Source organism: Pseudomonas sp. AC255 (assembly GCF_979258175.1).
Genome location: NZ_OZ409841.1, coordinates 1,056,587 through 1,077,665, shown reverse-complemented (window position 1 = coordinate 1,077,665; position 21,079 = coordinate 1,056,587). Strand labels below are relative to the sequence as shown.

17 protein-coding genes and 3 pseudogenes are annotated in these 21,079 nt (G+C 59.7%); 3 read left to right on the top strand and 17 right to left on the bottom strand.

What is annotated here, in order from left to right; genetic code table 11:
- Nucleotides 1–5: 5 nt before the first annotated feature.
- On the bottom strand, nucleotides 6–821 hold the full coding sequence (locus ACZZ0K_RS05085) for an SDR family oxidoreductase (protein ID WP_041478247.1): 816 nt from the start codon (nucleotides 819–821) through the stop codon (nucleotides 6–8).
- Between the two features lie 330 nt (nucleotides 822–1,151).
- On the opposite strand from ACZZ0K_RS05085, the gene ACZZ0K_RS05080 reads away from it, so the two are divergent.
- Nucleotides 1,152–1,304 (top strand): DUF3309 family protein, encoded by a 153-nt coding sequence (locus tag ACZZ0K_RS05080; RefSeq protein WP_003183939.1) that lies wholly within the window; start codon nucleotides 1,152–1,154, stop codon nucleotides 1,302–1,304.
- A 72-nt stretch (nucleotides 1,305–1,376) separates the two neighbouring features.
- Here ACZZ0K_RS05080 and ACZZ0K_RS05075 read toward each other — a convergent pair whose 3' ends face one another.
- From ACZZ0K_RS05075 to ACZZ0K_RS05030, 10 genes and pseudogenes are all read right to left on the bottom strand, one after another.
- Nucleotides 1,377–3,470 carry an LTA synthase family protein gene (locus ACZZ0K_RS05075; RefSeq protein WP_130900013.1) on the bottom strand — a complete coding sequence of 698 codons (2,094 nt, stop codon included), beginning with the start codon at nucleotides 3,468–3,470 and terminating at the stop codon, nucleotides 1,377–1,379.
- Nucleotides 3,471–3,783: 313 nt separating this feature from the next.
- Complete coding sequence (locus ACZZ0K_RS05070; protein ID WP_258707053.1) at nucleotides 3,784–4,389, bottom strand: START domain-containing protein; 606 nt, start codon at nucleotides 4,387–4,389, stop codon at nucleotides 3,784–3,786.
- 40 nt (nucleotides 4,390–4,429) lie between these two features.
- The gene (locus ACZZ0K_RS05065) at nucleotides 4,430–4,684 is read right to left on the bottom strand and encodes a YkgJ family cysteine cluster protein (protein WP_071173185.1); all 255 of its coding nucleotides are present in this window, start codon (nucleotides 4,682–4,684) and stop codon (nucleotides 4,430–4,432) included.
- 163 nt (nucleotides 4,685–4,847) lie between these two features.
- Nucleotides 4,848–5,320: pseudogene (locus tag ACZZ0K_RS05060) on the bottom strand (translation initiation factor 2).
- A 78-nt stretch (nucleotides 5,321–5,398) separates the two neighbouring features.
- Nucleotides 5,399–6,837, bottom strand: a pseudogene (locus ACZZ0K_RS05055) (aminotransferase-like domain-containing protein).
- A 201-nt stretch (nucleotides 6,838–7,038) separates the two neighbouring features.
- Complete coding sequence (locus tag ACZZ0K_RS05050; RefSeq protein WP_258707054.1) at nucleotides 7,039–7,851, bottom strand: OmpA family protein; 813 nt, start codon at nucleotides 7,849–7,851, stop codon at nucleotides 7,039–7,041.
- 16 nt (nucleotides 7,852–7,867) lie between these two features.
- Nucleotides 7,868–8,208, bottom strand: a pseudogene (locus tag ACZZ0K_RS05045) (DUF4398 domain-containing protein); the annotation flags it as partial.
- A 9-nt stretch (nucleotides 8,209–8,217) separates the two neighbouring features.
- Nucleotides 8,218–9,039: a substrate-binding periplasmic protein gene (locus tag ACZZ0K_RS05040; protein WP_252878690.1), complete on the bottom strand. Its 822-nt coding sequence runs from the start codon at nucleotides 9,037–9,039 to the stop codon at nucleotides 8,218–8,220.
- Nucleotides 9,040–9,119: 80 nt separating this feature from the next.
- The gene (locus ACZZ0K_RS05035; RefSeq protein WP_258707056.1) at nucleotides 9,120–10,064 is read right to left on the bottom strand and encodes an electron transfer flavoprotein subunit alpha/FixB family protein; all 945 of its coding nucleotides are present in this window, start codon (nucleotides 10,062–10,064) and stop codon (nucleotides 9,120–9,122) included.
- Nucleotides 10,065–10,814: an electron transfer flavoprotein subunit beta/FixA family protein gene (locus tag ACZZ0K_RS05030; protein WP_007908338.1), complete on the bottom strand. Its 750-nt coding sequence runs from the start codon at nucleotides 10,812–10,814 to the stop codon at nucleotides 10,065–10,067. It lies immediately after the preceding gene.
- A 549-nt stretch (nucleotides 10,815–11,363) separates the two neighbouring features.
- Between ACZZ0K_RS05030 and ACZZ0K_RS05025 the strand changes: the two genes are divergently transcribed.
- Nucleotides 11,364–13,028, top strand: coding sequence for an electron transfer flavoprotein-ubiquinone oxidoreductase (locus ACZZ0K_RS05025; protein ID WP_016770955.1), 1,665 nt, complete (start codon nucleotides 11,364–11,366; stop codon nucleotides 13,026–13,028).
- Nucleotides 13,029–13,211: 183 nt separating this feature from the next.
- Here the strand turns inward: ACZZ0K_RS05025 and ACZZ0K_RS05020 are convergent, their stop codons facing one another.
- Nucleotides 13,212–14,102 (bottom strand): AraC family transcriptional regulator, encoded by an 891-nt coding sequence (locus ACZZ0K_RS05020; protein WP_090288604.1) that lies wholly within the window; start codon nucleotides 14,100–14,102, stop codon nucleotides 13,212–13,214.
- Nucleotides 14,103–14,292: 190 nt separating this feature from the next.
- Here ACZZ0K_RS05020 and ACZZ0K_RS05015 point away from each other — a divergent pair, with 190 nt between their 5' ends.
- A complete protein-coding gene (locus ACZZ0K_RS05015) occupies nucleotides 14,293–15,345 on the top strand; it encodes an NAD(P)-dependent alcohol dehydrogenase (protein WP_071173192.1) in 1,053 nt (350 codons plus the stop codon).
- Nucleotides 15,346–15,354: 9 nt separating this feature from the next.
- Here ACZZ0K_RS05015 and ACZZ0K_RS05010 read toward each other — a convergent pair whose 3' ends face one another.
- From ACZZ0K_RS05010 to ACZZ0K_RS04990, 5 genes are all read right to left on the bottom strand, one after another.
- Entirely contained in the window at nucleotides 15,355–16,158 is an 804-nt protein-coding gene (locus ACZZ0K_RS05010) for an IclR family transcriptional regulator (RefSeq protein ID WP_016770958.1), read from the bottom strand.
- Between the two features lie 62 nt (nucleotides 16,159–16,220).
- Nucleotides 16,221–17,531 (bottom strand): MFS transporter, encoded by a 1,311-nt coding sequence (locus tag ACZZ0K_RS05005; protein WP_056788291.1) that lies wholly within the window; start codon nucleotides 17,529–17,531, stop codon nucleotides 16,221–16,223.
- A 177-nt stretch (nucleotides 17,532–17,708) separates the two neighbouring features.
- Nucleotides 17,709–18,857 (bottom strand): galactonate dehydratase, encoded by a 1,149-nt coding sequence (dgoD, locus tag ACZZ0K_RS05000; RefSeq protein WP_016770960.1) that lies wholly within the window; start codon nucleotides 18,855–18,857, stop codon nucleotides 17,709–17,711.
- A gap of 61 nt (nucleotides 18,858–18,918) precedes the next feature.
- Nucleotides 18,919–19,539, bottom strand: a complete 621-nt coding sequence (locus tag ACZZ0K_RS04995; protein WP_095182255.1) for a 2-dehydro-3-deoxy-6-phosphogalactonate aldolase — start codon at nucleotides 19,537–19,539, stop codon at nucleotides 18,919–18,921.
- 19 nt (nucleotides 19,540–19,558) lie between these two features.
- Entirely contained in the window at nucleotides 19,559–20,548 is a 990-nt protein-coding gene (locus tag ACZZ0K_RS04990; RefSeq protein WP_463558997.1) for a 2-dehydro-3-deoxygalactonokinase, read from the bottom strand.
- Nucleotides 20,549–21,079 lie beyond the last annotated feature (531 nt).

Here is a 21,079-nt window from a genome sequence, read left to right as displayed (position 1 = left end):
CAAGATCAAGCGTTGTTTTGTTTGGCCTTGGCGCGCATTTTCTCGGCCATGGAAGTCATTTCGTTGTAGAGCAGTTGCGGATTCTTCTGTTTGAGCGCCCAGGCCATGCGCCCTTGTTCGTGGGGCAGAATCAAGAATTCGCCGGCGGCGACTTGCTGATAGATGTAGTCAGCGATGTCGGCGGCGCTGATCGGCGAACTTTCCAGCAACTTGCCGACCTGGGCTTTCATGGCCGGGGTCGGGCCACGGAAAGAATCGAGCAAGTTGGTCTGGAAGAACGACGGGCAAACCACATGCACCGCCACTTCCTGCTGCGCCAGTTCGATCAGCAGACTTTCCGACAACGCCACTACGCCGGCCTTGGCCACGTTGTAGTTACTCATTGCCGGGCCTTGCATCAACGCGGCCATGGAGGCGATGTTGATGATCTTGCCCTTGCTCTCTTCCAGCAGCGGCAGGAACGCCTTGCAGCCTTTGACCACGCCCATCAGGTTGATCGCGATCTGCCAGTCCCAGTCCTCCAGCGACAACTCGCTGAAGAATCCGCCCGAGGCGACGCCGGCATTGTTGACGATGATGTCGATGCCGCCGAGCTTCTCCTCGCAGGCCTGGGCGAAGGCGGTGAGCTGACTGTAATCGCGCACGTCGCAGCGCTGGATGAAACCGTCACCGCCCGCCTCGCGCACCAGCTTCAGGGTTTCCTGCAGGCCGGGCTCACTGACATCGGACAAGGCCAGCCGCCAGCCTTCACGGGCCCAGCGCAGCGCGATTTCGCGACCCAGGCCTGAGCCTGCACCAGTGATCATCATGCGATTTTGCATAGCGGACAGCCTTGTTGTTCCGGGAGAGATGCGCCGAGTGTAGCGAAGGAACTTCGTTCACCCACGCTCCATCCAGTTGCTGAATGGAGGATCAAAAGATTCCAGCCGTCATTGTTTTCCGGTTGGTCTCATGCAGGAGCAGACGAGTGCAACGAGGCTGCGATCTTTTTGCTGGAAAGGAAATAACCGAGCAATCCAAATACATTAAAAAAACATTGAATTTTTTTCATCGGCGCAAGTCGGAACATGTAAGCCGGCTGGAATTTAGTTGCTCTCCAGCTGCCCACTGAGCATCAAGACTCTTCCAGACTCTGAACAAGGAAATCACCCATGGGCACAATTCTAATCATCATCCTGATCCTGTTGCTGATCGGTGGTCTGCCGGTCTTCCCGCACTCAAGAAGTTGGGGTTATGGCCCGTCGGGCATTATCGGCGTGGTGTTGGTCGTGCTGCTGGTGCTGTTGTTACTCGGCAAGATATGACGATTTGAAGCGGTAAAAAAAGAGGCCCTTGTTCAAGGGCCTCTTTTTTATTGCGTCGACTTTAAGAAGTGATCAGTCCGGCTTGCCATGAATAACACCGGCGGTGTTATCGAGCAGGCTCTTGGTCGCGGTTTGCAGGAACGCCTCAAGTTTGAGTTTGAGTTCGGCAGTGCGCGGCGCGTCCGGCACTACTTCGGCATGCGGGTTGGCGCCGAGCTGATATTTCCAGATTTTCGGGCCCATGTCCTTGTCACGCGGCAGCACCAGAATCTCATCGGCGGTGACGATGGCGGTGGTCTGCTCGCTGCCCGAAGGCTTGATCACGCCAAAACCGGTGTCGCCCTGCGGCAGGTTGAGCAGGTCACGGCCCCAGCACTGGTGACGCACTTCGCCACCGAGACGGCCCATGATGGTCGGCACGATGTCGATCTGCGTACCCACGGTGTGGTCGCGGGTACCGAACTTCTGCTGAATGCCCGGGGCGATCATCAGCATCGGCACGTTGAAGCGGCCCAGGTCCATTTCAGTGATCTGGCGCTCGTTGCCGAAGCCGTGGTCGCCGACGATGACGAACAGGGTTTCGTTGAAGTACTTCTCTTTGCGCGCCTTCTCGAAGAACTGGCCGAGCGCCCAATCGGAGTAGCGCATGGCGGTCAGGTGTTCGTTGAGGCTGCCACGGTCAGTCACGCGCTCGACCGGCAATGGCGTCGGCAAGGCGTACGGTGTGTGGTTGGACAGGGTTTGCAGCAGCGCGTAGAACGGCTTGCCGTTTTCCCGCGCCTTCAGTTCCTGCAGGCCACGATCGAACATGTCCTGGTCGGACACGCCCCAGGTCGGATCGGAGAACACCGGGTTGACGAAGTCATTGCGGCCAACGAAGTTGGTCATGCCCTGGTTGCTGAAGAAGCCCGACTGGTTGTCCCAGGCGAAGTCGCCGTTGTAGACGTAGACGTCGTCATAGTCGCGGGCGCTGAGCAGCTGCGGCAGGCCGGACAGTTTGTGGCTGCCTTCCGGGGTCTGCATCAGGTATTCGAAACCTGGCAGGTTGGGGAAGCAGGCCATCGTCGCGAACATGCCCTGATGGGTGTGGGTGCCGTTGGAGAAGAAACGGTCGAACAGCAGGCCTTCCTTCGACAGCTTGTCCAGGTACGGGGTGATATTGCCCGGCGCGCCCAAAGCACCGACCGAGTGACCGGCCATGCTTTCCATCAGGATCACCACAACGTTCTTGATCGGCAGGGTCTTGTCAGCCGGCGGCATGTAGTCGCGGCGAACAGCGGCGATGTCGGCATCGACCAGTTTGTCGTCCGGCATCAGCAGCATGTCGCGCACCACTTGCTGCGCCTGTTCCTGCGGCAGCGTGGCTTTCCAGATATTGTCGCGGTCTTCGCCCATGCGCGCCTTGGCTGCGGCGACCAGCGACAGCGTGCCATTGAGGCCGAGTTGGTTGGCGAAGTTGGAATCGGTGGTGTAGACGTCACCCCAACGCATCGGCGGACCTTGACGCAGGGTGCCGCGAGCGGCGACCACGCAGATCAGCAGGCAGACCACGAACACCGCCAGGCGGGTGTACCACGGCGCAACCTGACGGGAGCTGACGCTGCCGCCGCTGAACGGTCCGCGCGGGCGGGTGGCGCGGTCGGCACCTTTGAACGCCAGGGTCAGAATGACCGTGCCGATTACCCACGCCAGCACGTAGCGCACCACCGGGAAACCGTACCAGAGCATGCTCATTACGGTTTTCGGGTCTTCCTTCACGTACTGGAACACCAGACCATTGAGGCGCTGGTGAAACTCGCGGTAGAAGTCCATTTCCATCAGGCCGAGGAACAGCGCGATGCTCGAGGCGACGGTCAGCCACAGACGGAAGAAACCGCGCGCGGCCATGGCCCGGGCACTGAACAGCGCCAGCACCAGCGGAATGCACAGGTAGACCACCAGGCGCAGGTCGAAACGCAGACCGTTGACGAACGCTTCAAGGAAGGTCGCGGCCGGGGTGTCGAGGATCATCTCGCGGTTGTAGACCAGCAGCGCGAGGCGCAGCGCGGAAAACATCACCATCATGACCAGCGCGCACAGCAGCGTGTAGGCCAGATGCGATTTGACGGTCGGTTGCAGCAGACGAGCAGAAGATCGCTGCTGACTCAGGGCGTCCGGGTTTGCCATGTCGTTTTAGGACCCATTGGAAGTTGAAGTTGCAAAAATACAGCGGCGCCATGCCCTCTATTGGTCAATCCAGACCCCGGGGCGTGCGCGGTGCGCAAATGTTGCACGATCGTTCACACCATTGCCATTGATTACTGCCCAGCCCTTCGAGACTTTCATTCGAAGGTTGGCAACGCAATGGCAGTCAACAAGTGCGGGCGAATTGTCTTGGAGACTTTGTGAAAATTTCGTGCAACGCATATCTGGAAATACAATTTAGAGACAAAACAAAACGCCCCGAAGCGATCGGGGCGTTTTGCTTACAGCCAATTGATTATTTCTCGGCGCGTTCTTTCAGCGCTTTCAGGGTATTGAATGGCGCATCGACCACAAACTTGTTGGCGACCATGGCCGGCACGCTACCGCCCGGCTCGGTGTGCACCTGGTAAGTCACTTCAACCTGATCGCCTTTAGGCACGAACTTCCAGAAGCCTTTGACTTGCTGGACCCGCACGAAGCCTTTTTCTTCCGGCAGATAGGTCGGCACGCCCTCAAGATTACGGGTCAGGCTGCCATCGGCGCCCTCAACAGTGGTGATCTTCAACACCGAATCACGCGGGGTCACCGGCCATGGCGTATTGAATTGCGAATAGGTCCAGCTCAGATCGCCTTCGTGCTTGAGCAGTTTCTGGCTCTTGCATTCGTGAATCCACGCGCAGGCGCCGGAGACGTCTTCCTGCAAGGCGCGCAGTTTGGCAACGGTGGTTTTCATCAACGCAACGCCTTGGTAGGACTTGTAATCCGAACCGGCTATTTCGCTCAGGGAAACCTTGATGCCGTCTTCGTTCTTGGCAACTTTCCAGTCTTCCGCGTGGACGACCGAAGTGGCAAGTACGGCAGTCAGACCACACAACACAGCGATACGGTGCAGCGAACCCATAGTGTTATTCCTTATTGTTGAAGTTCCGTTCGTGAACACATCATGCCGCCGTCATCTGCTCCCACCAGCCGATCAACCTGATCGCTTCTTGCGAACTGCTGCCGCACACCTCGACATCCGCAGCGAAACCCGAGCACACAGCCGGACGTTCCGGACGGCCGAAAATGCTGCACAGGTTATCGACCGAAAGTTGCACGCAACGTTCGCCGGCGGGTTTGCCATCGGGCATGCCGGGGATCGGCGAACTGATGGAGGGGGCAATGCAGCAAGCGCCACAGCCTTCACGGCATTTCATGACGAACAGATCCTCGCGACGGGCGATGTGTAAAGAGACGGGAAACAGAGTAACCGCTAAAACAGCTGTTTCAAATTGCTGCAAGCGGCTTTTCAACGATAAGTAAAAGTGACCGGGCAGTCTCCGACGAAGCGTCTGCTCTGCGCGTCGCAGAGGCCTGCATCTATTGCTTGAATTCGAAATCCAGCGCCGCGCCTTCCACATCGCGTCGCGCTTCGTTGCGCAATTGCAACTCCATTTCATTGCTGAGCAAGCGGCCGTTGAGCTGGAAGCCGTTATCTTTTTCGCCAAACATCTGCGGCAGGATGGCCTCGCGTTTGGGCAGTTCTACGGTGCCCTGTGGCTTCAGGTCTTCAACCATATCCTTGGGCAGGCTGAGATCGAGTTTTGCCGGCGGCAATTTGGTCTTGGCCACTTCGCTGGCGGATTTCGACTTCGAGGCAACCGGGCGGCGCTTCTTCACCGTGGCGTTTTTTTGGCCTGGGCTGTTTTTGCCGGAGCCACGGTTTTGACGGCTTTCTTCGTCGTACTGGTCGCTGCCGGTTTTTCCTGGGCTGCGGCCGCCATGACACCCGGTGCCTGACCGATCATCAACAAACCCAGCAATACCCACGCGGCAGGAACAATGGCTTTCATGGACCCAACGAACTAACGGCAGAGGGCCACATGCTCGCTTGTTGTGCGTCACATGACAAGCACCACCGCCCTCCTCGTTCAGAATCCGCCAGCCATTTCCTGACACAGTTGGGTCGCCAACAGACCCAGCGTCATCAGCGCGCGCTCCGCTTCGCGGTTCCACGGAATGCCGCAGTTGAGGCGGATACAGTGGTTGAACTGCTCGGTGTTGCTGAAGATCAGACCCGGCGCGATGCTGATGCCTTGTTGCAGTGCGCGGACATGCAATTCCTGGGTGTTGACCCGCCCCGGCAAGCTCACCCAAAGGATGAAACCGCCCGTTGGCCGGGACATCTGCGTGCCTTCAGGGAAATGCTGTTGAACCGCCAGTTGGAACGCGCTGAGGTTTTTCCGGTATTCCTGGCGGATGTAGCGTAAATGCCGGTCATAACCGCCGTTTTCCAGATAGGCGGCAATCGCCATCTGCGTGACGCTGCACGCCGAATGGGTGCTGAAGGTTTGCAGGCGCTGGATTTCCTGTTGGTATTTGCCGGCGATCATCCAGCCGATACGCACACCTGGCGACAAGGTTTTGGAGAAGCTCGAGCAGTAGATCACCCGATCCAGCCTGTCGTAAGCCTTCAGCGCCTTGGTACGGCCCTGCTCGAACATCAGTTCGCCGTAGATATCGTCTTCGACAATCTGAATGTCGAAATCCGAGGCCAGACGCAACAACTGTTTCTGACGCTCTTCCGGCATGGTCCCGCCGAGGGGATTGCTCAGGCGCGTGGTCAGCACCAGCGCCTTGATCGACCATTGGTTGGCGGCCAGTTGCAAGGCTTCCAGGCTCATGCCGGTGGCGGGGTCGCTGGGGATTTCGATGACTTTCAGGCCGAGCAGATCGGCCAGTTGCAGCAGGCCATAATAGGTCGGTGATTCGGCAGCGATCAGATCGCCCGGCCGGGTCAGCACGCGCAACGACATCTGCAAGGCGTCGACACAGCCGTGGGTAATCACCACTTCCGATGGATCGACCACCACGCCGGCGTCACGCATGCGGATCGCGACTTGCCGACGCAGCGGTTCGAAGCCGGGGCTGAACATGTAGCTGAATGCCCGTGGGCTGTGAAACCGGGTGACTTTGGCCAGTTGCTGATGCAGCGCGCGCACCGGCAGATAATCGACGCTCGGCACCGCAGCGCCCAGCGGAAACACGCCTTCGCGGCGGGATTCGACCAATACCTGCTGAATGATGCTGCTGCGCGTCACCAGCCCCGGCCGTTCGACCCGGGCAATATCCGGCGTCGGCGCGGTCAGCGCTGGGGTCTGGTGCACGTAGTAACCCGACTGCGGCCGAGCGCGGATCAGGCCCTGATCTTCAAGGTTGGCGTAAGCCTGCAACACCGTCGCATGGCTGACGTTGAGCTGCGAACTCATCTTGCGCACCGAAGGCACGCGCTCCCCGGTTGATAGACACCACGGCGGATGTCTTCGGCCAGTTGCTGAGCAATACGTTGGTAGAGCAAGAGATTGGTCATGACGCAGCACTCGATTTCACGGGCGTTTTATTCTTGTGTGAAACAATACCGGAACAGTTTAGAAGTGTACTGGGACAGTTGCCAGATTACTCGACCGTACAGTGGGGTGTCTGCCCCATCTGTACGGTTTTGCGCAGCAATCGACAGACATAAAAAAGCCCGGCACTGCATGACAGTCCGGGCTTTCCAGAGACGCAGCCCTCAGCGGGCGGCGCCGAGCTGGCCTTTTTCGTCGGAGAACACGATTTCCACCCGGCGGTTCTGCGCCCTGCCGCGCTCGGAGGCGTTGGCGTCAACCGGAAACTGGTCGCCATAACCTTCGACCTGAATGCGTTTTTCATCGATGCCCAGATCGACCAGCACGTCAGCCACCGACTGCGCACGATCGCGGGACAGTTTGAGGTTTTCCTGTTTGCCACCCGTGCTGTCGGTGTAACCCTCGATGCGCACCACGCGCTTGGGGTTGAGTTGCAGAAACTGCACGATCTTCAGCACGACACGGTTGGCCGAGTTTTTCAGTTCCGCCTGGCCGGTGTCGAACAACACGTCGCCGAGGGTCATGACCAGCCCCCGATCGGTCTGTGTGGTGGCCAGCGCCTCGATCTGTTCCTCCAGCCACTTGCCCTGCTGCTGCACACTGAGCAGCTTCGACTCGCGCAGAGCCAGTTGCAGACGCTGACGCTCAAGCTCGAGCTTGGCTGCGCGTTCCTCGTTGAGCGCCTGGTTGGTGTGCTCGCGGGCGATTTCGCTGTAGCGCTGGCTCAAGTAGGCGTAATGCACCACGTCGGCACCGCTGCCCCAATAGGTCGACAGCCGATCGGCACGGGCCAGGGATTCGCCGGCGCGGATCACGTCTTTCGGCGCAATGCGCAGGACGTTGGAATCTTCCTTGGCCTTCTGGAAATCAGCGCCGGCCTGTTGCAGCGCCGCCTCGCTGTGCTGGCCGGCGCAGCCGTACAGGCTGGCGCAACCGGCAAGAAGCAGGATGCCGAAAGCGTTGGACTTGAGGCTCATTGTGCTTCCCCAGTTGCAGCTGCTTGCGCAGGCGGACAATGCGGGTATTGAGCACATTCAGCTGTTCTTCACTTTTTTCGTCAGCACCTTGGCTTCGGCCAGACGTGCATCCAGTTCGGCCTGCTCGGCACGCATGCGCGCGTTGCGATAGGACTCGTCGGCCATGCTGCCTTTGGCGCGGTTGTACTTGGTTTCGGCCAGCTGCATTTCCGGCACTTCGTCGGCGGTAGCGCCGACTGCCTTGGCCTGCACGATGGCTTGTTCGGTCAAACGCATTTGTTCACTGGGTGCCGGATCGGATGCGCACCCGGCCAGGGCCAGAACGGCCACAGCCGCGGAAAAAGGTCGAATACTCACTAAGAATCCCTACTGTTTTGGGGCACTGACAGGTTGTGGCGACTGTTGCTGTTGCGCCTTCCAGCGCTCGATGTTGCGTTGCAGCGCGGCTTCCGTCAGTCCGGACGCGGGCAATTCTGTCATCTTTTTGGCGAGCTGTCCGCGCAACCACGGATCGTTGCAGGCCGAGTTATGCGAAACCGCGAGGAACAGACCCGGCCGGTCGATGGGTTGTTCGAACGCCAACAGATCGCTGGTCATGCCCAATGTCTGCGCGGCGGCCAGGCCTGAGTAACGTCCGGCGAGGACATATTCCACCTCGCCCAAAAGAAGTTTCTGCAGGGCCTGGGTAAGATTGGCTGTCCGCGTCAGGGTCAGATTCTGTTCGGCGAAAGTGCCGAATGCCTGGGTCATCCGAGACTTTTCCGACACCGCGCCGGCATGGCCCTTCAGGTCGCTGGCCTCGCCGTAGGACAGCGTCGAGCCTTTGCGCGTCCACACCAGATAGTCGTTTTCCAGCAGTGGCGGATGGATGTAGTCGAGGTTTTCCAGCTCATTCACGGTCAACGGCGCGTCGGCCAGCATGTCCATGCGCCCGCTGCGCACTTCATCGAGGGCCTGCGAGCGTTTGCCGGCGTAGAGCAGGTCAACTTTGATGCCCAGATCCTTGGCCACTTGCTGCAGCAAATCGGCGCTAGCGCCGATCAGGCGTTTGGGATTTTGCGGGTCCTGCCACAGATAGGGCGGCGCATCCGGGCTGCCGGTGACAACCAGGCGCTCGCACTTGCCAGCGGCCGTGGCCAGACCTGGCAACAGCACCCATCCCAACAACCATCCGCAGCGCAGATCCATGGCAAAACGCTCCCCAGTCAAATCCAAGACAAAAAAAGCCCGACCAACAGGCCGGGCTCTTTATAAGTGAAGCCGCCGGATTAGACCAGCTTCTCCAGCTCAGGTACTGCTTCGAACAGATCCGCCACGAGGCCGTAATCGGCCACCTGGAAGATCGGCGCTTCTTCGTCCTTGTTGATCGCAACGATCACTTTGGAGTCTTTCATACCGGCCAGATGCTGGATCGCGCCGGAGATACCGACGGCAATGTACAGCTGTGGCGCAACGATCTTGCCGGTCTGACCGACCTGCATGTCGTTCGGTACGAAACCTGCGTCGACCGCAGCGCGCGAAGCGCCAACAGCAGCGCCGAGCTTGTCGGCCAGCGCGTACAGGTGTTTGAAGTTGTCACCGTTCTGCATGCCGCGGCCGCCAGAGACGACGATCTTGGCAGCGGTCAGCTCAGGACGATCGGACTTGGCCAGCTCTTCGCTGACGAAGCTCGAGGTACCGGCGTCGTGCGCAGCGCCAACGGCTTCAACGGCAGCCGAACCACCTTCAGCAGCAACCGGATCGAAACCGGTGGCACGCACGGTGATCACTTTGATCGCGGCGGTCGATTGCACGGTGGCGATGGCGTTACCGGCGTAGATCGGACGCTTGAAAGTGTCAGCGCTTTCTACCGAGATGATCTCGGAGATCTGGTCAACGTCCAGCGCAGCAGCAACGCGCGGCAGGATGTTTTTGCCGTTGGAGGTCGCGGCAGCCAGGATGTGGCTGTAGCCAGCGCCCCCGCCTTCATGGGCAAGAGCAGCAACCAGCGGAGCTACGTTCTCTGGCAGCTGATGCGCGTAAGCGGCGTTGTCAGCATTCAGGACTTTGCTCACGCCAGCAATTTTCGCTGCGGCTTCGGCCACCGGGCCTGCGCCCTGACCTGCTACCAGAACGTGGATGTCGCCGCCGATTTTGGCCGCAGCAGCCACGGTGTTCAGTGTGGCCGGGGCCAACACTTTGTTGTCGTGTTCAGCAATAACCAAGATAGTCATTTAGATTACCTTCGCTTCGTTCTTGAGTTTTTCAACCAGTTCAGCCACCGACTTGACCTTGATGCCCGCGCTGCGTGCAGCCGGCGCTTCGACTTTCAGGGTCTTGTTGGTGGAGGCGGTGGAAACGCCCAAAGCGTCCGGAGTCAGCACTTCGAGAGGCTTCTTCTTGGCTTTCATGATGTTTGGCAGGGACGCATAGCGCGGCTCGTTCAAACGCAGGTCGGTGGTGACGATGGCCGGCAGTTTCAGCGAAACGGTCTGCGCGCCACCGTCGATTTCGCGAGTCACGGCAACGCTGTCGCCGGAGACTTCGACTTTCGAAGCGAAGGTGCCCTGACCGTAGCCGCTCAGTGCCGCGAGCATCTGGCCGGTCTGGTTGTTGTCGCTGTCGATCGCCTGTTTGCCAAGGATCACCAGCTGAGGCTGCTCCTTGTCGACAACGGCCTTGAGCAGCTTGGCCACGGCCAGCGAGGTCAGGTCTTCAGCGGATTCGACGAGGATGGCGCGGTCGGCACCCAGAGCCAGTGCGGTACGCAGCTGCTCCTGAGCGGTGGTCGGGCCGATCGAGACGACGACGATTTCAGTCGCAACGCCCTTCTCTTTCAGGCGTACGGCTTCTTCCACGGCGATTTCGCAGAACGGGTTCATCGACATCTTGACGTTGGCGAGGTCGACGCCGGAATTGTCCGCCTTGACGCGGACCTTGACGTTGTAATCCACAACGCGTTTGACAGCTACAAGAACCTTCATGGATTCCTCGTTACTCTCCGGTGAAAAGAAAGTCGCCTAGGCGAACCTGGCGGATGATGCTCATCGGGCGACAAGGGCACCTCTAAAAACGCCGGCTTGAATGTGAGGTGATTCACTTCGCGAAGAGCGGTGACCGTTCGTCAGGGGTGACTGTCGGGTCATTCATTCTCACGCTGTGTAAACTGCGCGCCGGACTTGCGCTGCGCATCACCGTCTACTGCCTGTGCCCTGTCTTTAGAGGTGCTCTTGAAACCGCCAGTCTGCCTACGGCGAGCGCAAAACCGCCCGTATCTTGACCGGAACGCCCATTCTGGTCAATACGCCAAAATGCCCTGTCATAAGCCGCGCTTCTTTGATTTATCAGGGCTGGAGGCGATTCAAACAAACGTTTGTATTGGACGCTAGGAGTGGTGTAGATATAATGCGCCGCCTAGAGAGAAAGGTGGATTCGCCAATATTCCCTTTGACGTTAACGTAAAGGCAATACGGATGCGAGATCAAACCTCCATATTAGAAAAAAACTGTTGAGCCTTGAGTAGGAGATAGCCTGTGGAACGCGAATACATGGAATTCGACGTCGTCATCGTCGGTGCCGGCCCCGCTGGTCTGTCCGCCGCCTGCCGCTTGAAGCAGAAGGCCGCTGACGCCGGTAAGGAAATCAGCGTCTGCGTGGTCGAAAAAGGCTCCGAAGTCGGCGCACACATCCTCTCCGGTGCGGTGTTCGAACCCCGCGCCCTGAACGAACTGTTCCCGGACTGGAAAGAACTCGGCGCACCGCTGAACACGCCAGTCACGCGCGATGACATTTTCGTACTGAAAAACGCCGACAGCGCGCAGAAGATTCCCGACTTCTTTGTGCCCAAGACCATGCACAACGAAGGCAACTACATCATCTCCCTGGGCAATCTGTGCCGCTGGCTGGCTCAGCAGGCCGAGAACCTGGGTGTGGAAATCTATCCGGGCTTCGCCGCTCAGGAAGCGCTGATCGATGAAAACGGCGTAGTGCGCGGGATCATCACCGGTGATCTGGGCGTCGACCGTGAAGGCAACCCGAAAGAAGGCCTGTACACCCCTGGCATGGAACTGCGTGGCAAATACACGCTGTTCGCCGAAGGCTGCCGTGGCCACATCGGCAAGCAACTGATCAAGCGCTACAACCTCGACAGCGATGCCGACGTGCAGCATTACGGCATTGGTCTGAAAGAAATCTGGGAAATCGACCCGGCCAAGCATCAGCCAGGCCTGGTGGTGCACACCGCCGGCTGGCCGCTGGACATCATGGGCACCGAGAACACCGGCGGCTCGTTCCTCTATCACCTGGAAAACAATCAGGTGGTGGTCGGTCTGATCGTCGACCTGTCCTACAGCAACACTTACCTGTCGCCGTTCGATGAGTTCCAGCGCCTCAAGCATCACCCGGTGCTCAAGCAATATCTGGAAGGCGGCAAGCGCGTCAGCTACGGCGCCCGCGCCATCGCCAAGGGTGGCCTGAACTCGCTGCCGAAAATGGTCTTCAAGGGCGGCGCGCTGATCGGTTGCGACCTCGGCACCCTGAACTTCGCCAAGATCAAAGGCAGCCACACCGCGATGAAGTCCGGCATGCTCGCGGCGGAATCGGTAGCCGATGCGCTGTTTGCCGAGCAGGATTGCACCGTCGAACTGACCACTTACGTCGACGCATTCAAGAACAGCTGGCTGCATGAAGAACTGTTCGCCAGCCGTAACTTCGGCCCGGCGATCCACAAGTACGGCGCGATCATCGGCGGTGGTTTCAACTGGCTGGACCAGAACATCTTCGGCGGCAAACTGCCGTTCACCCTGCGCGACACCAAGCCGGATTACGCCTGCCTCAAGCTCGCGGCCGACTGCAAGAAGATCGACTATCCGAAACCCGACGGCAAACTGAGTTTCGACAAACTCAGCTCGGTGTTCATCTCTGGTACCAACCACGAAGAAGAGCAGCCGTGCCACTTGAAGCTGACCGATCCGAGCATCCCGATCAGCAAAAACCTGCCGTTGTACGACGAACCGGCGCAGCGTTACTGCCCGGCCGGCGTATACGAAGTGATCACCAAGGAAGATGGCGAGAAGCGCTTCCAGATCAACGCCCAGAACTGCGTGCACTGCAAGACCTGTGACATCAAGGACCCTGCGCAGAACATCACTTGGGTGGCGCCGGAAGGTGCCGGCGGCCCGACTTACCCGAACATGTAAGACGAAACGCTGAACAACAAGGCTCCCGAAATGGGGGCCTTTTTGTTGCCCAAAATTCCCCTGACACCACAAAACAACTGTGGGAGCGAGCCTGCTTGCGAAAGCGGTGTGTCATATGAAGATGATGTCGACTGATCCAGCGCCTTCGCGAGCAGGCTCGCTCCCACAGGGAATATCGGCGGATCAGGCAGCGCGCTCATCCCCCGGACTGCGTTCGAAGTAACGCTTGTACTCGCGGCTGAACTGCGACGTGCTCTGATACCCCACCCGATGCGCCACCTGCGCGACACCCAGCCCCTCCGCCACCAGCAGCGTCTGCGCCTTCAACAAGCGCAAACGCTTGAGATACTGCACCGGCGACAACAGTGTGCTGCGCTTGAAATGCTCATGAAACGTCGACACGCTCATGTTCGCGCAACTGGCCAGTGTCTCGACATTGAGCGGCTCGGTGTAATGCGCATGCAGATGGCTGATCGACGCCGCCACCCGGGCGAATTGCCCTTGTTGCTCGACCAACGCACGCAATACATCCGCCTGCGGCCCGCGCAACGCAACGAACAACAACTCGCGGACCCGCGCCGGGCCGAGAATCTGGCATTCCAGCGGATCGTGCAGACAGCTGAGCAGCCGTTCGACACAACCGCGCATGCCATCGTCGAGCACCACCGAGGTCATCGACTCCGGCGTCTGCGCCGGAATATGCCGCCCCGGCGCCAGCCCCATGGCCAGCACCAATTCGCCGAGCAGGACGCGATCAATCGCCACCGACACACCGAGCAATGGCGCATCGGGCAAGGCAAAGGTTTCACATTCGAACGGCACCGGCAGCGCCTGGATCAGGTAATGCCCGGCGCCATATTCCATGGTTCGTGGGCCGAGGAACGCCAGTTTGCTGCCCTGGGCGATGATCATCAGGCTCGGCTCGTAGATGTGCGGGCCACGGGCGACGTCGCAACTGGCGCGCAGGATCTGCACACCGGGCAGGCCGGTCTGGCTGTAGCCATCGCGCAGCGCCAGCGGTTCGATCAACGAAACCAGCCGGGCATTGGCATCAAGATGACGGGTCAACTGCATCGAATAGGTCTTCGTAAAATTCACGGAAAAGTGGATGAAAACATCATCGCAGATCCGCTGACCAATGCGATCGCCGAAACCCGCATGCCGGAGGATTAGGCATGAGACCCGGAGAAATCGTCATGGCCGCACCCGCGTCTGACGGCCAGAATTCACCGCCTCACTTGTCACTGTTTTTGCGAGGTCACCCATGTACACCGCCATCGGCTATGCCGCCCAGTCGGCCACCACTCCCCTCGCCCCGATGAAATTCGAACGCCGCAGCCCGCGCGCCGACGACGTGGCGATCGAAATTCTCTACTGCGGCGTCTGCCATTCCGACATCCATCAGGCACGCAACGAATGGGGCATCGCCGTTTATCCGCTGATGCCTGGCCATGAGATCGTCGGAAAAGTCACCGCAGTCGGTGCGAATGTCACCCGTCACAAGGTAGGCGATCTGGTTGGCGTAGGCTGCATGGTCGACTCCTGCCGCAGCTGCGAAGCCTGTCAGGCGAACCTCGAGCAATATTGCCTCGAAGGCCCGACCATGACCTACGCCACCCCGGATCGGGTTGATGGCAGCAACACCATGGGCGGTTATTCGGACAGCATCGTGGTCAGCGAACACTTCGTTGTGCGCATCCCCGAGAAACTCGCACTGGCCAGTGCCGCACCGATTCTCTGTGCCGGTATCACCACCTACTCGCCGCTCAAGCACTACGGCGTCAAGGCCGGTGACAAGGTCGGCATTCTCGGCATGGGTGGCCTCGGCCACATGGGCATCAAGTTCGCCAAGGCCATGGGCGCGGAAGTCACGCTGTTCACCCGCTCGGCGAGCAAGGCTGAAGAAGGTCGCCGTCAGGGCGCCGATCACGTCATCGTCTCCACCGATGCCGAGCAGATGAAGGCCGCGGCCGGCTACTTCGACTTCCTGCTCGATACCATTCCGGTGCAACACGACTTGAACCCGTACCTCGACACCTTGCGTTTCGACGGTGTGCACATTCTGGTCGGCCTGATCGAGCCGGTGAACCCACCCGTGCACGCCGGCAAACTGGTGATGAGCCGCCGTGTGCTGGCCGGTTCCTTGATAGGTGGTATCGCCGAAACCCAGGAAGTGCTGGATTTCTGCGCCGAGCACAACATCACCTGCGACATCGAAATGCTCGACATCCGCAATATCAATGAAGCCTATGCGCGGATGATTGCCGGTGATGTGAAGTACCGCTTCGTCATCGACATGGCGACGCTGAAGGCCTAAACCTTAGGGCTATACCTTCAAACCAAGCTCCGCCGACAGCCGGGTTGTGACCCCTTTGAGCAGGGGGATCAACTCGGCCATTTTTTCCAGCGGCATGTACGGCACGGTGCTGGCGATACTGATCGCGGCGACTATGCCCTTGCTCGCATCACGAATCGGCGCCGCCACACAGCGGATCGACGGTTCGTTGTCTTCCAGATCGAACGCGTAGCCACCGGCAACGTATTCGCCCATGCGCTGCTCAAGCTGTTCCCACGACTGCTGTGGATGCTGCGGCCAGAACTGACTTTTGCCACCCGCCGGCAGGCTGATGTCGTACAGCCGCCGCCAATCCTGCGGCGAATCGTCGAGCATCAAGGCCTTGCCAATCCCGGTGCGTACCAGCGGCATGCGATGGCCAACCCGCGAGCGCATTTCCGGGCCGTTGCGCCCGGGGTTCTTCAATAGATACAGCACTTCGTCGCCTTCGCGGATTCCGAGGTGCACGGTATCGCCGGTCAGCGCCGACAACTCATCCAGATACGGTCCGGCCAACGTCACCAGCGGCAACTCTTCGCGGGCCTGAAAGCCCAGTTCGATCAGCTTCGGCCCGAGCAGATAACCGATCTGCGGCACCACGCGCAGATAACGCTCGTCGACCAGACAACTGGCCAGACGATGGGTAGTGCTGCGCGTGGTGCCGATCAGCCGGGCGATCTCCTTGAGATCACGCGCGCCGCTGGCCACCGCTTGGACTACACCGAGGCCGCGCAGCAGCGTCTGGGTGCCGGTGGGCGCGGCGTCCTTGGTTTTTTCCGGGGCGTCTTCCTGCATATCCAGCCTTTTTACCGTTGAGCGAAGGAACGGGCGGCATTATGGTCGCCCGACGCAGAGCACTACAACTCGATACGCTCGACCTTGCCCACCAGCAGCACGTAGGACAAGGCACCGACCAGCGCGAGCACGGCGATGTAGGTGATCGCCGGCGCGAACGAATCGCCGCTGGCAAGGAAGCCGATCACGATCGGCGTAGCGATCGCCGAAAGATTGCCGATGAAGTTGAACACGCCACCGGTCAGACCGAGCAACCGCGCCGGTGCCAGTGTTGACACCAGCGACCAGGTGATCGACGCCAGCCCGTTGCCGAAAAATGCCAGGGCGAGGAAGGCAATCACCAGCGGCGTCGACTCGACAAAGTTGGCACCGATGATTGAAGTCGAAATCAGCAGCCCGCCAATGATCGGCAACTTGCGCGCGAAGCCCACGGTGTAGCCACGACGGATCAGGAAGTCGGAAAAGAATCCCGAGCACAGAACACCGACGAACGCAGCGAGAAACGGCAGCGATGCAAGCAGGCCAGACTTGATGAAGTCCATGCCGCGGTATTTCACCAGATAGGTCGGAAACCAGGTGAGGAAAAACCACAGCGTCGAGTTCAGACAGAACTGGCCGAGGTAGATACCCCACAACTTGCGTTTGCTGAGGACGATGCCGAGATCGGTCCAGCTGAATTTGGCTTTGACCTTGGCCGCCTCGGCCTGAATATCCACCAGCCCGCCGCCTTCGCGGATCAGGTCGATTTCCGCCTGATTGGTGCCTTTGAAATCGCGCGGCTCGCGATACACCGCGTACCAGATCAGCGCCCAGAGAATGCCCACCGCGCCGGTGGCGACGAACACCATGTGCCAGCCGAATTCATGTTGCAGCCACGCCAGCACCGGGGTCAGGAAAGCCAGACCGACAAACTGTCCGGAAGTGTAGAAACCGATCGCCGTGGCGCGCTCGCGCTCAGGGAACCAGGTGGTGACCACGCGGCTGTTGATCGGATAGGCCGGCGCCTCCAGCGCACCGACGGCCATGCGCAGCACGAACAGGGCGATGAAGCTGCTGACGAAACCGAGCATCACCGTGGCCAGCGACCACAGCAGCAGCGCGACACTGTAAAGGATGCGCGGCGGCACGCGATCGACCAGCCAGCCGCCGGGGATCTGCATGGCAGCGTAGGTCCAGCCGAACGCGGAGAAGATCAGACCGACGTGAACCGGATCGATGCCCAGCTCACTGGTCAGCGCCGGCGCGGCAATCGACAGGTTGCTGCGGTCCAGGTAGTTGATGACCACGGTGATGAACAGCAACACCATGATGAAAAATCGCTTGCGGCTAGGCGTGACTAAAGACGCCTGCCCGGAGAGGGTATGCGTTTGCATGAGGAGAGCCTCTTTTTATGTTTGTTGAGGTCATGACGCAGATCTCCTCTCCCTGGAGATCAAACTGTGGGAGCGAGCCTGCTCGCGAAAGCGTCGGGTCAGTCACATGGATGGCGGATGTGACATTGCATTCGCGAGCAGGCTCGCTCCCACAGGGATCAGTGCTGAATCAGGAGATCACCACTCGGCAAAGCTGCCATCGGCATGGCGCCAGATCGGATTGCGCCAGCGGTGGCCGACGGCGGCGCGTTCGATCACGTATTCCTCGTTGATCTCGATGCCCAGCCCCGGGCCGTTCGGAATCTTCACGAAACCTTGGTCGTAGTCGAACACGCGCGGATCCTTCACATAGTCGAGCAAGTCGTTGCTCTCGTTGTAATGGATGCCCAGGCTCTGCTCTTGGATAAACGCGTTGTAACAAGCCGCGTCGAGTTGCAAACAGGCAGCCAGCGCGATCGGTCCCAGCGGGCAATGCAGCGCCAGCGCGACGTCGTAGGCTTCGGCCATGTTGGCGATCTTGCGGGTTTCGGTGATGCCGCCAGCGTGGGAGGCATCCGGCTGGATAATGTCGACGTAGCCTTCGCTCAACACCCGTTTAAAGTCCCAGCGCGAGAACAACCGTTCGCCGAGGGCAATCGGCGTGCTGGTCAGCGGCGCCAGTTCTTTCAGCGCTTCGTAGTTTTCGCTGAGCACCGGCTCTTCGATGAACATCAGCTTGTACGGGTCGAGCTCCTTCATCAGCACCTTGGCCATCGGCTTGTGCACGCGGCCGTGGAAATCGACGCCGATACCGACGTTCGGCCCCACCGCATCACGCACGGCGGCAACGTTGGCCAAGGCGAGGTCGACTTTCTCGAAAGTGTCGAGGAACTGCAGTTCTTCGGTGCCGTTCATTTTTACCGCAGTGAAACCACGGCTCACTGCTTCTTTCGCCGCACGCGCGGTGTCCGCCGGACGGTCGCCGCCGATCCACGAATACACGCGAATCTTGTCGCGCACCTGGCCACCGAGCAGATCGCTGACCGACACGCCGAGGGCCTTGCCCTTGATGTCCCACAACGCCTGATCGATACCGGCCAGCGCGCTCATGTGAATCGCGCCGCCACGGTAGAAGCCACCGCGATAGAGCACGGTCCAGATGTCTTCGATATTGCGTGGGTCTTTGCCGATCAGGTAGTCGGACAATTCTTCCACCGCCGCGGCAACCGTGTGCGCGCGCCCTTCGACCACGGGCTCGCCCCAACCGGTCACGCCCTCGTCGGTTTCGACCTTGAGGAAGCACCAGCGCGGCGGAACGATGAAGGTCGTGAGTTTGGTGATTTTCATCTCTGCTCTCTTTTGTAAATGCAGCTTTTATTAGATGCAGCGCACACAGCGCCAAAAAGTCTTAACGCAGGGCTTTCCAGGCAGCCACGTAGGCCTTGGCATTGACCGCCACCTGCTCGGGCGTCATGCCCGGTTTGAACAGACCGGAACCGAGGCCGAAACCTTTCACACCGGCGTCGATAAAGGCCTGCATGTTGTCCGGCGTAATGCCGCCGACCGGCGCCAGCACCGTGCCGGCTGGCAACACCGCCAGCCAGGCCTTGACGACCGCCGGGTTCATTTGTTCGGCCGGAAACAGCTTGAGAATGTCCGCGCCCTCAGCCAGTGCGGCGAAGGCTTCGGTCGGCGTGGCCACACCCGGCGACAGGAACAGCCCCGCCGCTTTCGCCGCGCGCAATACCTTGGCATCGCTGTGCGGCATGACGATCACTTGGCCGCCAGCCGCTTTGACCTGCTCGACCTGCTCGGGGCTGAGCACCGTGCCGGCACCGATCAGGCAATCGGCGGGCAGCGCATCACGCAGGATGCGGATGCTTTCGTACGGCGATGGGGAATTGAGCGGTACTTCGATGACGCGAAATCCGGCGGAATACAGGACTTCTCCGACAGCCGCCGCTTCCTGCGGTTGCAGGCCACGCAGAATCGCGATCAGACCGTTTTGTGCCAGTGCTTGCTTGAGCATGTCAGGCCTCCAGTCAGGGTTAACGGGATGAGGAATCGATCAGTCCGGCGGCACCCGCCAGTTGCCACAGGCCACGCTCGGTGGCCTGCTCGGCCAGCGTCACCCGAGCAAAGCCGCAGGCGTCGAGGGCGCGTTGATAGCGTGCGCACAGAAGCGCATTGCCGATGAGCACGATCGCTGGAAGATTCGCTTGATTGCGCCGGCGCCGCTGCACATTGGCGAGCGCGGCCAGCTCATGGCCGATCATCAGGCCGGACAGATAGTCCGCCTGAGCAGTCGGGCTCAATTCACCGGTCAGGCCGAGGGTGCGGGCGCTGAACAAGGTCGACAGCACACCGAGCTCGGCATCTGTCGACAGCGCGATTTGCACGCCGCGATCGAACGCCTGCGCATCGAAGGTCGCGCTCGGTTGTTGGGTACGGCCGAGAATGCTGTGCTCGCTGAGCACGGCAAACACTTCGCCGGTCATGAACGTGTCGAAATGGGTGATGCGGCCATCGACCACCTCCACCCACTTCGAGTGGCTGCCAGGCAGGCCGATCAGCAGATCATTACCCGCCTCGACCGGCAGACTTTGCAGCACGCCGAGGACTTGGGTTTCTTCGCCGCGCATTACATTCGGCAGACGCGAACGCTGGATCACGCCCGGGACGATATGCACCGGCGTACCGCGCAGACTGACAACGGTTTGTAGGGAATTTCCGAGATGGGCGACGTCGGCTGGCGTTTCGCAGTAAGGCGCTTCGCGCCAGCCCTGCGCACTGCCGACCATGCCGCAAGCGATCACCGGCAGATCCGGCTGCGCATCGAGCCAGTCACCACAGGCCTCGTCGAAGGCCAGTTCAAAACCATCGGCGCATTCACGGCCGTGGATGATTCGCGGGGTCTTGGGCAACTGCATGATCCCGGACGACAGCGCACGCTGCTCCAGCACCACACCGTCGGCCGCGAGTTTGTAAGCACGTAATGAGGTCGTCCCCCAATCGAGCGCGATCAATTGCGCCTGCATCGCTTCACCTGTTTTGTTTTTGGCAGTGAGTGCGATGGACTATAAACCCGAGGGACGGGAAATCTCAATATATAAATATCAATCCCACATTATGGGAAGAATCAACAGTAACGGTATCACCTCGCTCAAAACGCCGCCCTTGGGCTGCAACGATGGCGATCGAATGCCGGGAAGGACCGAGTCAGGCTTGCACGGGCAAAAATGCAAGGTTCGCCATGCCGCTGCGGTCGGGAAATACTCAGGGAGACCGGCCCACGAAAGAGGCAAGGCCGGACGGGATAGTTTTTATTTTGCAGGTCCAGTTGTCAGCAAATCCGCGCTAGGTACCCGCATAATCTTGGAAAAATACGTCTTGTATGTAGTGGAGTGGACTCTATACACACAGGAAAAGGAATCTCTGGCTTTTAAAAAGGGATCCAGTGTTTCCCCTTTCAGGCGTCTTTCTCCGCCCTCATCGTCTACCGACTCGTCAAAAATGACATCTGCCCTGTAAATTAACGAGTCCGGCGAAACCCTCTCGATAAACCCGAA

Bases quoted from the DNA above. Each gene is read 5' to 3' on its own strand.
- ACZZ0K_RS05050 (WP_258707054.1), bottom strand. From the start codon at position 7,851: ATGAGCCTCAAGTCCAACGCTTTCGGCATCCTGCTTCTTGCCGGTTGC.
- ACZZ0K_RS05010 (WP_016770958.1), bottom strand. From the start codon at position 16,158: ATGCAGGAAGACGCCCCGGAAAAAACCAAGGACGCCGCGCCCACCGGC.
- ACZZ0K_RS05070 (WP_258707053.1), bottom strand. From the start codon at position 4,389: ATGGGTTCGCTGCACCGTATCGCTGTGTTGTGTGGTCTGACTGCCGTA.
- ACZZ0K_RS05030 (WP_007908338.1), bottom strand. From the start codon at position 10,814: ATGAAGGTTCTTGTAGCTGTCAAACGCGTTGTGGATTACAACGTCAAG.
- ACZZ0K_RS05015 (WP_071173192.1), top strand. From the start codon at position 14,293: ATGTACACCGCCATCGGCTATGCCGCCCAGTCGGCCACCACTCCCCTC.
- ACZZ0K_RS05085 (WP_041478247.1), bottom strand. From the start codon at position 821: ATGCAAAATCGCATGATGATCACTGGTGCAGGCTCAGGCCTGGGTCGC.
- ACZZ0K_RS05020 (WP_090288604.1), bottom strand. From the start codon at position 14,102: ATGCAGTTGACCCGTCATCTTGATGCCAATGCCCGGCTGGTTTCGTTG.
- ACZZ0K_RS05040 (WP_252878690.1), bottom strand. From the start codon at position 9,039: ATGGATCTGCGCTGCGGATGGTTGTTGGGATGGGTGCTGTTGCCAGGT.
- ACZZ0K_RS04990 (WP_463558997.1), bottom strand. From the start codon at position 20,548: ATGCAGGCGCAATTGATCGCGCTCGATTGGGGGACGACCTCATTACGT.
- ACZZ0K_RS05080 (WP_003183939.1), top strand. From the start codon at position 1,152: ATGGGCACAATTCTAATCATCATCCTGATCCTGTTGCTGATCGGTGGT.
- ACZZ0K_RS05035 (WP_258707056.1), bottom strand. From the start codon at position 10,064: ATGACTATCTTGGTTATTGCTGAACACGACAACAAAGTGTTGGCCCCG.
- ACZZ0K_RS05065 (WP_071173185.1), bottom strand. From the start codon at position 4,684: ATGAAATGCCGTGAAGGCTGTGGCGCTTGCTGCATTGCCCCCTCCATC.
- ACZZ0K_RS04995 (WP_095182255.1), bottom strand. From the start codon at position 19,539: ATGCTCAAGCAAGCACTGGCACAAAACGGTCTGATCGCGATTCTGCGT.
- ACZZ0K_RS05075 (WP_130900013.1), bottom strand. From the start codon at position 3,470: ATGGCAAACCCGGACGCCCTGAGTCAGCAGCGATCTTCTGCTCGTCTG.
- dgoD (WP_016770960.1), bottom strand. From the start codon at position 18,857: ATGAAAATCACCAAACTCACGACCTTCATCGTTCCGCCGCGCTGGTGC.
- ACZZ0K_RS05005 (WP_056788291.1), bottom strand. From the start codon at position 17,531: ATGCAAACGCATACCCTCTCCGGGCAGGCGTCTTTAGTCACGCCTAGC.